We start from the raw sequence: 11,314 nt of genomic DNA, 5'->3' as shown, positions 1-11,314 counted from the left end.
CCTTGACTAAGGGTAGAAAAAAGACTCTTCTAATTATTCATGAAATTAGAAAAGTCTGATGAATAGCCTTTAATTGAGAACTTATGATAAGTTTTCAAATTACGGTTGGCTAATTTAACGATGATGGAATTGGTGATGGTGTGTTGCTTGGAACGGATGGTTGGTTTTACTTTGTAGATTAAACCATACTCTGATTGTTTCTTCATTTTATAGACGTGGATCGAAACATTTTGATAATTGTTCCAGTTGAAAGGACCATCTTTTTTATCGATTGCTAGGCGAGCCATTTTGACGAATTGCTTTTTCTGATAGTCATTTAATTTATGTGTATCTTTGTTTTCCAAAGTTATTTGCATGCCAGATGAATTGCAGTAGGGTGCAGCGTGGTAGTTGCGATACATTTGAGGAATGGCGAAGATTCCCAATAAGATTAAAATGCAGACAATCCAGATAGCTCGGGTCGTGTGCTTTTTTACTTTTTCCTCAGACATATTTTTCCCCCATAGTTAATAATGTACATTTAATTATTATACTAAGTTTTTTGAGTTAATAAAAATTTTATTAGAAAAATATGAGCTATATAGAACTTTTAACGTAATCTTTTGGTACAAGGCAGTTAATTGATATATTTTAACTGTTCCAAACAGATTTTATGGTTAGAAAGATATTTTTTTGCTAATATAAAGACAAAAATAAGTATTACTACAAGGCAGGTAGAGAAATGGCAAATAAATTACGTTTTCTATCAATTAATATTGAAGGGTATCCTTTATTTGAGCAGAATCTAAATTTTTCGTTATTGACAGACAGTAGAGTTTCACAGGATTATACAGAATCTTTGATGCATCTTTTTGGTTCTAATTACACGAATAACGTCACTGCTATCGTTGGAAAAAATGCGACGGGTAAGACTATGATTTTGAAACTGACGATTGGAATTTTATCGTTGATACTTAATGATAAGTCGATCTCGGAAACATGGTTGAAAAATGCGTTCTTTGATGAATCAGACGTTGCTTTTACCACCTATTTGTACAGTGAAGATGGTTTTATTTATAAAGATGAATTAGTAATTGCCAATAATAATGAAACAAATGGACTAATAATCAAGGAAGAAAAGATTTATCGTAAGAAAGCTTTGACCAGTGACAGTAAGAAGAGATTATTGGACTTTTCAAAATCCAAGTTAATTATGGATCGAAATAATTTAAAACCTGACGTTGCTGCTATTTTGGCACCCGATGATTCGATTTTTAGGACGATAATTAAAATGAATAATTATCTTGTGCCTCAGATTACCGATAATACGGTTTTTACAAATATAAATCTTTTTATTTCCAATTTAGGAGACGTACCAAGTGAGATTTTACATTATTTAGATCCTAGTATTGAATATTTGCGAATCGAACGTGCGGATACTAAGGGTAGGCAAACGTTCTACAGATTGAAATTTAAAAATGACGACAAGGAAATTACTGATCAAAATTTTGCGACCATTGAATATTATTTATCTTCGGGTACTGCAAAGGGAATTTCACTGTACACCCAAATTTTGAGTGTATTAAAAAATGGCGGAATCATTTTTGTTGATGAAATTGAAAATCATTTTAACCATGCAATAGCACGTACATTTATTAATTATTTTAAGGACCCATCAATTAATCTCAATAATGCCAAGCTAGTTTTTACAAGTCATTACTCAGAATTCTTGGATGATTTGGATAGAAACGATCAAATATATATCGCTCGAAGGTTAGATAAGATTTCACTGACAAGATATTCTAGCACCAAGATGAGAACCGATATTATGAGATCCGACGTTTTTATGTCCGATAGCATTCATGGAACCGCACCTGAATATAGTGCTTACTTAGCGCTAAAAAAAGCAACAATAAAAAAGATTTCCGATTCCAATAAACGAGAGGGATAGTCTAGTGGTTGAGTATATTGCTGTAATTATTGAGGGCGGTGCGGAAAAAGCAATTATAAGAGTACTGTTGGATAAGGATTTATTGAAATTCCAAAGGTCTAACATGCTTGAGGAAGATGTGATTCAAGATAGAAGCGGAAAATCATTTGCCCATGAGCATTTATCGTACGGATTTGAAGATAATCAAATTTCAATTTTAAGAATTCACGATTCTCGAAGGGAAAAGTTTATTTTGCCTCGAGCATATACTCGAATGATTTCGAAAATTACTGATATATACACAACACCTGAAATAGAAATACTTTTTATTATAAATAATGCCGATTTTGATAAGTTTAAAAATCGCAAACCAAATAAAAATGTTAAAAAAATGTCGGCTCATGAATGGTGTCGATATTATTACAAAATGGATAATGTTAAATCACCGAAATTTGTCTATGATTTTTGGATAAACCAATCTGAAAGGCTAGTAGAAGTGATTAAAATATATTCTAGTAAATCGAAGGATCCATTTGAAAACACTTTAGCTAGTATATTAAGTAATGATTAAACTAGATTATTCAAAAAAAGACTAGGATATCTTAGCCAGTTACTTGGTATGAGACATTCTAGTCTTTTTCATTACACTCATTGAGAGTTAAACAAATACAAGCAGACTTTCTAAAAATTATTAAGTATTATACTAAGTCCTAGTAAGCGATTAAAATACATTTGAAAAATATGGAGCCTAATGAGAAATGAAAAATAAATTTGATAATATTGAAATTCGTCAATGGCTATTACCAATCGGATTTTTATTGATTGCTTGTGTGCTCGTCATGGGTTCATCGCCACTCTACGTCACTAACCCCTGGGTTGATAGTAATGCTATGTTCACCATGGGACGGGCATTTTTGCATGGATATGTGCCCTTTAAAGATATTATTGATCAACGAGGGCCAATGCTATATCTGCTTTTTTCGGTAGGAGCAATCATTCGAGAAAATAATTTTTTCGGAATTTTTCTAATTCAAGTTGTAAATATGCTGGTGGTTTACGTTTTAACTTGGAAATTAGCTAATACTTTTAAAATGAAAATTATTGATACTAAATGGTTGGCATTATTAGGACCGACAGTTTTACTAGCTACCAATGCTTACAGTATGGGAGGTTCGCCCGAAGAATTCGCCTTTACGTCTATTTTGTATCTATTATTAGTTATCAATCGTGCCAAGCAAAATGTGGATAATATTCCATTGAAAGAGTTTTTCTTATTAGGGTTAAATTTAAGTTGGCTGTTTTGGGTCAAATATTCGACGGCGGGAGCTTTTGTGACTTTCTTTATTGTGGTGGCCTTGTATCTGCTGTTCAAAAGACAGTTTCGAAAATTACTCCGAGTTATAGGGATGTCATTATTAGGATTCTCGATTATTACTATCTTAGTTTTGATTTATTTTAGTCTTAATCATGCGGTTAACGATTTATTCAACATCTATTTCGTTCAAAATATAACGGCTTATGGTCAAACCAACCAAACGGTAATAGTAAAATTGATGAGTTTATTATTCCTAATGGGTCAAGAAATTGGCGCATATCGAATTGTCGCTTTGTTAATAGTCGGCGGTTGGATCAAAGCCTTATATGATAAAGAAAATATCACGTTGGAATTAATTATTTTCCTTGGAACAATTCTGTTTGTAGCAATGCAGCATCGACTTATCCAATACTACAATTTAGTTTGGATTACTTTTTTAGTGGTGGCATTGTTGAGATTGATCAATATTAAATTAGCCAATTTTGAAAATCAACAACCAATTAAACTACTGATTGTGTCGGCTTTGATGTTATTGCCGTTCGTTAATAATCAAGATTTGTATCATCTCGTAATTAGAGGAGCAGGGGTGTCAGTTGGCGAATATCGGTATAATGCGCAACCTAGTTTTGCCAAGATTATGCATCAGAAAGAAAAGAATCCATCACTGCTGTTGATTAATGATTTGGATAACGGATTCTACCTATCGTCTCAAACTTTACCAACGACTAAATATTGGCAAAAGCTGAATATGAATTATCAACAATTGCCACAAATGTATGAAGCTTTTAATACTTATATGCGTCATAAACAAGTCGATTTCGTGATTATCAAGGTCGATGTGCCATTGGCTCCAGATAGACAGGGACAGTATCGTCAAATTCCCGATTTCATTGATAGCCATTTGAGCTATGAACTATTAAAGAATTATCGTATTGAATCAGCAGTCAGCAATAAGGCTGATGATAATTATATTTTGATGTATAAAAAATAATAATAGAAAAAGACGTCCAATTACTGAAAAGGTTCAGTAACAGGGCGTCTTTCTACTATATTAATTAATTTATAATTATCTAATCTTTGCATCAGAAGGTTGGATTGTATCACGACCATCAGCACGAGCATTCTTAATTGCACGGATGATATCATTGTCACTCCAAGCCCCAACTGTCTTAACCCCTTGGTCAGTCAATTGTTGTCTGGCTTTAGCAATATCAGCGTCAGTGATTTCTTTACCTTGACCTTTACGTGATTCGATATCGAAGTCACCCTTAGCAGCAGGATTGTTGCTTTGGTCATCTGAATTGGCATCTGTCTTGTTGTCTGATGAATTATCAGTCGTGTCAGTATCAGTCTTAGTTTCATCAGTTGCGTTCACTGCTGCAGCAGGTAATGTGTCTAACAAAGTCTTAGCTTGTGTATAAAGGTCTGAGTAGTACTTGCCTTTAACACCCTTGAAGTTAGTAACTTGTTCGAGCAATGAGCGAGCTTGGTCATTTGAACCAGCCTTGATCATTGCTTTAGCGTTTTTGATATCAAGTTTAAAGTTATTGCGATTCTTTTGGATCTTGGCAACTTGTGTCAACATTGACTTAGCTTTAGAAGTCATCTTCTTGTTACCATTTTCTTGTTCTTTAGCAGTAGTTAAAGCATCTTTAGCATCAGAAAATTGACGTTGGTTCATCAACTTCTTAGCTTTAACCAAATTACGAGCTTGTTTTTCGGAAGCAGACGCTTTGTCTGTTTTCTTAGCTTTCACAGCTGACTCAAAGTGACCCTCAGCTTTTGAGTAATTTTCGTCATTAACGGCGTCATTTCCCTTAGTCATTTCTGTCTTGTATGCAGAACTGTTGTCGCTAGACTTGCTTGATGATGCAGAATTGCTGCAGCCGGCTAGGATAAGTGCCAAACCTGTTGTTGCGAGTAATAATGCTTTTTTCATTTTTAAATTCCTCCATTGAATACTGCCAAGATTATAACATGTTAGAGAAACTATGAAAATTGTCATGTGAAATGCCNTGCCAAGATTATAACATGTTAGAGAAACTATGAAAATTGTCATGTGAAATGCCGCCGGAGATTGCCAGCAACTAAGCCTGCTGTGCGGACCGAGCCGAGCCAGGGTCTCGTCTCTCGGTTTGAAGCCTCGCAAAAAACGCGAGTCTCCAAACACGCCCGGTGGTGTAAGAGCTAAAGCTCTAACGCCACTTTCACTGCAGGCTTAGTTGCTGGCAATCTCCGGCTAGAGTATTAGTTCTTAGGAATATGCCTTTATATATGGACGTTGAAGTTTTTATAGTTGTTGGTTAAGTTAATCGAAATTAATATAATAGGATTTCACCAACTTGATACCTAATTCCTCTATATAGGAGGGTATTTGTTTTGAATTGATCTGACTAAACAATATAACTGCATATATTAATACCAATCATCTTCTACCTATAATGAAGAACGGGAATGCTTTAAATCTTTAAATCAACTAGCCTCCGGGTTCGTGAAATGAAGTCAGCAGTGCAGGTGGAGTTAGAGCTTTAGCTCTTACTCCACGGAACGAGTTTTGAGACTTGCGTGGTTTATGCAAGGCTCAAAATCGAGGCGCGAGACCTTGGCTCGCACCGGTTCCCACAGCGACTTCATTTCACGAATCCGGAGGCGGCAAATATATTTAAAATTTTTTCAAAAAGCTTTTCCGTTTTGAAGACCCCCAAACGTTACTATCTATGTAAGTTACTTAACGGCCGTTAGTTCTTACAAAATAATAAGAAAAAAGAAGGTCAGGAAAATGAGCTGGAAGAAAACTGCTATCAACATCACCATGGGAAACGACAGATATCCAAAGGGAATTAAAGTTATCCGCTTCAACAACATCGTGGAAGATCCAACTGCGGAACAAATTCAAACATTTGCTGAAGGATTAGTCCTTTTATCAGATGGTGATTCTTATCTTGGTTCCGAAATCGTTAAACACACCCAACAAAGTGCAAAGTAGAGGAGAATAACTGATGAAAAAATTACAATTGCGTTTTAAGACTGCTGAAGGTCACAAGAAGAATTTGGTTCTGAATTATGTCAAAGCTGATCTCACACCCGAGGAAGTTAAAGCGGGGATGGCAAAAATCAGTACCAGTAACATTTTTGAACAAAATACTGTCCAACTTTATAAAGAAGTACTTGGTGCCAGCTATATTGAACGCATTGAAACCAAAGCTTTATAAAATAATGCAGTATTTAGATAAAATTATTAAAATATTTAAGGTATAAACCTTGAGCCTACGACTTATTTCGACTAGAATAAGAGTAGGCTCTTTTGGATGAACTAGAAGTTCTAAGCAAAGCGTTGGAATAACGGCTGTAATAAATTTGTAATTTTAAGGTTGACTTTGGTCAAAAAAGAGCAAATTCATCATAGTTTTCTGCATAAACATTACAGAATTGTGATATTTAATACAGAAATGTTACAAAAACGTGGAGATTTGAATTTAGAGTTGATTCATAAGCCAGAGTTTCATATAATGGTTGTCAGTGGGATAGCCCCACGACAATTAAAATAATAAATTCTTGTAGTCCAGGGGAGGATTAACATTGAAAAAATCTATTAAATACGCAGGAATCGCTGCTGCAACACTTCTAGCTGTTGCCCCAGTTGCTGCTCCTGTACTTTCTACTACTGCACAAGCTGCCGTAAACGATGATGTTAACACACCATCTAGTGAATTCACAACTGCTAAAAACAAATTTGCCGGTCAATTTACTGCTAAAGACGCTGACAAAACTGCTGATTATAGCACATTGACACTTGGTCAAAACAATGCCGTTGCTACATCAACATTTAATACAACAAATGCTGCTGTTATCGGTAGTCCATTGAGTACAGCTGATGCTACAAAGTATCTTGCAACATTAGACGGTAAGAACGTTACTGCCTATATGACTGCTACTGATGCAAAGGGTAATGTTTACGATGGTACTACAAACCATACTGCTAAACAATTGGATGCTGCAATTAAGGCTGACGATTCAATGTTACCTGTAACATTTACTGTTTATACTAAGGATACTGATATTAACGGTAACGGTACTGACTTCAAACAAGTTGCTCAATTCAAGTTGAACAAATCTGATGAAGGTACAGAACTTAAGTCAATTAATGCTAAGTTCACAACACCTATCACAGTTGCTAAGAAATCAAAGACTGCTTTAACACAATTGGTTTCATCAACTAACGTTGCATTGACAGATCAAGATGGTGAAGCTGTTTCTACAACAGGTACAACTATTGGTAAAGGTTTCTATAAGACATATAAAGCTGCTATGGATGCTGCTGCATCAACAGATGCTACTGCTGATGGTACTCTTGGAGACGACATTAAAGATGGCGAATTCAAGAATGCTGGTACATACTATCAATTAGTTAACTTTACTGCCGGTTCAGATACAGAACTTGCTAAGTTCATTGCTAACTATAACGATGATCCTTCATCATATACTGTATATGTAAATGGTAAGAAAGCTTCATCAGGTTACGACTTCACTACAACAGATGCTACAATTTCATTTGTACGTGCAATCAATGTTTCTGACTCAGAAGCTGATTGGACAACAGAAGATACTACAGGTGTTGTTACAACTAAGAGTGATTCAGCTTTCTATACATTGAAAGATGATAACAATAACACAGTTTCAAACCGTGCTCTTGCAAAGAACACTGCTTGGAAGACAAACGCCGTACGTACAGACCAAGATGGTAACAAACAATACCGTGTTGGTGCTAGCGAATGGATTAATGCTAACGATGTAACATTCTCAGACAAAGCTACTGATAATAATGGCGAAGGTGCATACACTGACGTTAAGGCTTTGAATGGTAAAGTTACAACTGCCGGCCCAGAAGGTTTCTACTACCCTCTATATGACGACAATGGCAAAATGGTAACAAACCGTGGAGTTGCTGGTCTATCAGCATGGTACACAGATAAGTCAGCTGTTAATGCTAACGGCGACACTGTATATCACGTTGCTACAGGCGAATGGCTACAAGGTAACAATGTTACTTACACAGCATACTAGAAATTAGTTGTTGAATAAGTTTTAAAAAGACTCACTGTGGTGGGTCTTTTTTTTTGCTCTGATTGTACGATATCAAATAGTAATCTTATTATCCAATGACATCTGTATTATATAATCGAAGACGCAAAAATAGAAATACCCAATAAATTCAAAAATAAAGATGTCCTTAATATAAGTTTAAAAGGGAGTGAATTTTTGAAAACGACTTTCTTTATGATAATTAATTCGTATCTAGTACGTAGAGCGGGTATTTTGGTGGCTTATGCATTGACCTTTAATTCCAATTTTATTTTTATAAGATGTATTTCCTGGTTGATACTTATTATTGCCATTGGAGAATTTATTAAATTTACCAATACAACATATGGGAAGACAGTAAAAATTTTTAATCAAATAAATATGGGTAAATATTATGATTTCCAAATTTCAAGAGAGAAAAAAGTTTGGTATAAAAAATTATTACATGGTTTGAAAATTATTATTTTAGGAGGGGAAAGTGATGAGAGACCGGAGATAGTAAAATTAAGAAAATATGTGAGTGGACCAATATCTGGTTATTTATTCTATACTTATTTTCTAACATTAGAAATTACATTTCTTTTAATGCCGTTGAATAATGGTTGTATTATGATGATAATGATAATTTTACAAATATTAATTGTAATGAGCCTGTTTTTGTTTCTAACATATTTGTATTTACCTGGGTTAGTCATGCTGGCACTGCCAATATTTGGAATATTAGCAGGAAATTTAATTCTTACATCAAATTCGAAACGGATATTATTAAATAGTTACGATAAGTCGTTATACATGTTTTTATTTATGATGATGACCTCTATAATATTTGCTTGGATAATTAGTGAAATTAGTCCCATGTATTTATTGCAACGTGTATCTGGTATTTCGGGTGTTTTACAAATATTGTTTGTTAGTCTGATAGGTACTCTTATTATGAAATATGGACTTCCGGCTCTTTTCTTCCATACGTTCCCAGCTATGTCCCCTAATAACGTTTCAAATGAATTGATGAGAGCTGGTAAGAAACTTAACTTTTCAGGCAATGATGATATCAAAAATTTGTTTATTGAATTATTAGAAGATCATCTATTGAAGCGTAATAATGATAAGTTTCAGCAAATAGGAAGTTATTTTTCTGACTATCTAATGATTGCGAGTGCCGACTTTACTATTAGTACAATGGTGATGAAACATAAACAAAAGAAAGCACTAATATTAATTAGAGAAACTCCCATTAATTGCATGTCTTACGATGAACTGAAAGAATTGATGGTTATTGGTGGCGATAGTGTAGAAATGTCTGTTTGGAATGATTCTAATGCTAGAAAATTAATTTTGAAGAATGTAGAAGATTCTAAGTGATATTAAATTTCCCTACTTAGATTTAAGGTGCTTTTTTACTATTAGTAAATAATTTTTCGTTATTGTGTAGGGCTTTCATAAAATGTAGAAAAATGGCGATTGAATCTCGAAGAACGGGTTTAATCAGATTAACTTAGATGGATTGGCTTGTTAGTCAACAATGGTATAATTCAATTATTAGAATATGAATTTTTTCGGGGTGTTGTAATTGGATATTAAGCATGTGTTTGACAAAATTGATTTTTCAAATGACGTAAAGTTGGAAAAGGTAGAGATATTAAAGAAGTGGCAGAAAGAACTTAGTGCAAATCCTGAAATATTTAATCTTTTATTAGAAATATGCTCACAAATCGAATATTATTCTGCAAAAAAAACAGCAGATCAATTTAAAACTTTTTTTAGAAATGAATTAGAAAGTTTAGATAAGCTGAATAATCCTGGAGTATATATTGTTCCATACGTGTCTAAAGAATACATAGAATCTGCAAGTACTTTATATATATTATTGAAAGAGGTACTTTCAATAAATAAAGCCTTTACGAAGCACTCAACAGAAAATACGCAAGAATTCTTTGAAAATATGCAAAGGGCAAGGCAAAAAGCCAAAAACTATCTCTCCGAACAAGATGATTTCAATTTTTCTTCAAAGCTTAGTGATGATGAGCTTTTTTTTGCCTCTATTCAAGAAATATATATAGTAGATGACTTTTTAGGTACAGGGAAATCATTGTTGAAATTTTTTAGTCCAAAGAATGAGAAATTATTTAGAGAACTAGATAATTTAGGAGTTAAAGTAAACATGGTTTGCCTGGCGGCATCGATTTGTGGCAAAAATAAGGTTCAAGCTTTTTTTAATAAGTTCTCTAATTTGAATATTATTAATTTGAACACTCTAGATAATTATTACTCTAAAAATAGTATCCTGAAGAAAGAAGATAGTGCTTTTTTAAAAAATTATTTAGATGACTGGAATAAAAAAGAGGTGAATAAAAATACTCTTAGATTTAACATGGATTTGACAGCATGCAGTTATATCAATGTTCCGAATAATGATATCCCATTTTTATGGTACGGTGGAAACAATAATCATGTGCCACTCTTAGTGAGGAAAATAAAAAAAAGAGTTAAACCCCAAGATTATAATCAACTCTTAAACGATCAGTTCAGAGAATTAAGAAAAAAGAGAGGATAATCAAATTATTATGGTAGATATTAAATCTGCACTTATAAAGTCAAAACCATTTAAGCTCAGTTTATTACTTTTGATTGTAAAGCAAGTAGATTTTGGTAGCCTTATTGGAATGATTTGTAATTATTTAAAAGTAATGCCATTTCAAACAATTGTTTTATTGAATGATGCTACTGATCAAGGATTCATTGTATTTGATACTGAGGCCGTTGAGTATATGTTGACAGCTAAAGGAAGTGCATGGCTTGAAAATAATGGGTTGAATGAATTTGAATTAGGAGTACCGAATATAAATTTTATTGATGAGAATCTTTATAATAGCTTAAAGGATTCTTGAATGTTATCAACAATTGTGGGAGGATATAATGAGGGTAGTTAGCAATCTATAGCAATGTGCTATAGTAGGTAGTTTCTATCTTAATCAGTGATGTCATCAAACTGAAAGCGAGTTTGATGA

The 11,314-nt window shown here is 33.7% G+C and carries 11 protein-coding genes; 9 read left to right on the top strand and 2 right to left on the bottom strand.

The annotated features are described in order from the left end of the window. Nucleotides 1–29: 29 nt before the first annotated feature. On the bottom strand, nucleotides 30–491 hold the full coding sequence (locus tag FD31_RS10010) for a hypothetical protein (protein WP_057892639.1): 462 nt from the start codon (nucleotides 489–491) through the stop codon (nucleotides 30–32). 230 nt (nucleotides 492–721) lie between these two features. Here FD31_RS10010 and FD31_RS10005 point away from each other — a divergent pair, with 230 nt between their 5' ends. From FD31_RS10005 to FD31_RS09995, 3 genes are all read left to right on the top strand, one after another. Then, the gene (locus FD31_RS10005; protein WP_057892638.1) at nucleotides 722–1,930 is read left to right on the top strand and encodes an AAA family ATPase; all 1,209 of its coding nucleotides are present in this window, start codon (nucleotides 722–724) and stop codon (nucleotides 1,928–1,930) included. A 4-nt stretch (nucleotides 1,931–1,934) separates the two neighbouring features. Further along, a complete protein-coding gene (locus FD31_RS10000; protein ID WP_057892637.1) occupies nucleotides 1,935–2,480 on the top strand; it encodes a hypothetical protein in 546 nt (181 codons plus the stop codon). A gap of 187 nt (nucleotides 2,481–2,667) precedes the next feature. Beyond that, the gene (locus FD31_RS09995; RefSeq protein WP_057892636.1) at nucleotides 2,668–4,215 is read left to right on the top strand and encodes a hypothetical protein; all 1,548 of its coding nucleotides are present in this window, start codon (nucleotides 2,668–2,670) and stop codon (nucleotides 4,213–4,215) included. A 75-nt stretch (nucleotides 4,216–4,290) separates the two neighbouring features. On the opposite strand, the gene FD31_RS09990 is transcribed toward FD31_RS09995, so the two are convergent. Then, nucleotides 4,291–5,163, bottom strand: a complete 873-nt coding sequence (locus FD31_RS09990; RefSeq protein ID WP_057892635.1) for a hypothetical protein — start codon at nucleotides 5,161–5,163, stop codon at nucleotides 4,291–4,293. Nucleotides 5,164–6,003: 840 nt separating this feature from the next. Between FD31_RS09990 and FD31_RS09985 the strand changes: the two genes are divergently transcribed. From FD31_RS09985 to FD31_RS09960, 6 genes are all read left to right on the top strand, one after another. Next, complete coding sequence (locus tag FD31_RS09985) at nucleotides 6,004–6,210, top strand: DUF1659 domain-containing protein (RefSeq protein WP_057892634.1); 207 nt, start codon at nucleotides 6,004–6,006, stop codon at nucleotides 6,208–6,210. Between the two features lie 13 nt (nucleotides 6,211–6,223). Continuing rightward, a complete protein-coding gene (locus FD31_RS09980) occupies nucleotides 6,224–6,436 on the top strand; it encodes a DUF2922 domain-containing protein (protein WP_057892633.1) in 213 nt (70 codons plus the stop codon). A gap of 367 nt (nucleotides 6,437–6,803) precedes the next feature. Continuing rightward, complete coding sequence (locus FD31_RS09975) at nucleotides 6,804–8,288, top strand: hypothetical protein (protein ID WP_057892632.1); 1,485 nt, start codon at nucleotides 6,804–6,806, stop codon at nucleotides 8,286–8,288. 195 nt (nucleotides 8,289–8,483) lie between these two features. Next, the gene (locus FD31_RS09970) at nucleotides 8,484–9,668 is read left to right on the top strand and encodes a hypothetical protein (protein ID WP_057892631.1); all 1,185 of its coding nucleotides are present in this window, start codon (nucleotides 8,484–8,486) and stop codon (nucleotides 9,666–9,668) included. 208 nt (nucleotides 9,669–9,876) lie between these two features. Then, nucleotides 9,877–10,860, top strand: a complete 984-nt coding sequence (locus FD31_RS09965; protein WP_057892630.1) for a phosphoribosyltransferase-like protein — start codon at nucleotides 9,877–9,879, stop codon at nucleotides 10,858–10,860. Nucleotides 10,861–10,870: 10 nt separating this feature from the next. Next, on the top strand, nucleotides 10,871–11,194 hold the full coding sequence (locus tag FD31_RS09960; protein WP_057892629.1) for a hypothetical protein: 324 nt from the start codon (nucleotides 10,871–10,873) through the stop codon (nucleotides 11,192–11,194). Nucleotides 11,195–11,314 lie beyond the last annotated feature (120 nt).

The organism is Companilactobacillus nantensis DSM 16982, assembly GCF_001435815.1.
Lineage (GTDB): Bacteria > Bacillota > Bacilli > Lactobacillales > Lactobacillaceae > Companilactobacillus > Companilactobacillus nantensis.
Note: the sequence above shows the minus strand (reverse complement) of the source record. Positions and strands in the feature narration are given on the sequence as shown.

What these genes read in the sequence shown, in the direction of transcription:
- FD31_RS10010 (WP_057892639.1), bottom strand. Translation starts at nt 491, where the DNA reads ATGTCTGAGGAAAAAGTAAAAAAGCACACGACCCGAGCTATCTGGATT.
- FD31_RS10005 (WP_057892638.1), top strand. Translation starts at nt 722, where the DNA reads ATGGCAAATAAATTACGTTTTCTATCAATTAATATTGAAGGGTATCCT.
- FD31_RS09995 (WP_057892636.1), top strand. Translation starts at nt 2,668, where the DNA reads ATGAAAAATAAATTTGATAATATTGAAATTCGTCAATGGCTATTACCA.
- FD31_RS09990 (WP_057892635.1), bottom strand. Translation starts at nt 5,163, where the DNA reads ATGAAAAAAGCATTATTACTCGCAACAACAGGTTTGGCACTTATCCTA.
- FD31_RS09985 (WP_057892634.1), top strand. Translation starts at nt 6,004, where the DNA reads ATGAGCTGGAAGAAAACTGCTATCAACATCACCATGGGAAACGACAGA.
- FD31_RS09980 (WP_057892633.1), top strand. Translation starts at nt 6,224, where the DNA reads ATGAAAAAATTACAATTGCGTTTTAAGACTGCTGAAGGTCACAAGAAG.
- FD31_RS09960 (WP_057892629.1), top strand. Translation starts at nt 10,871, where the DNA reads ATGGTAGATATTAAATCTGCACTTATAAAGTCAAAACCATTTAAGCTC.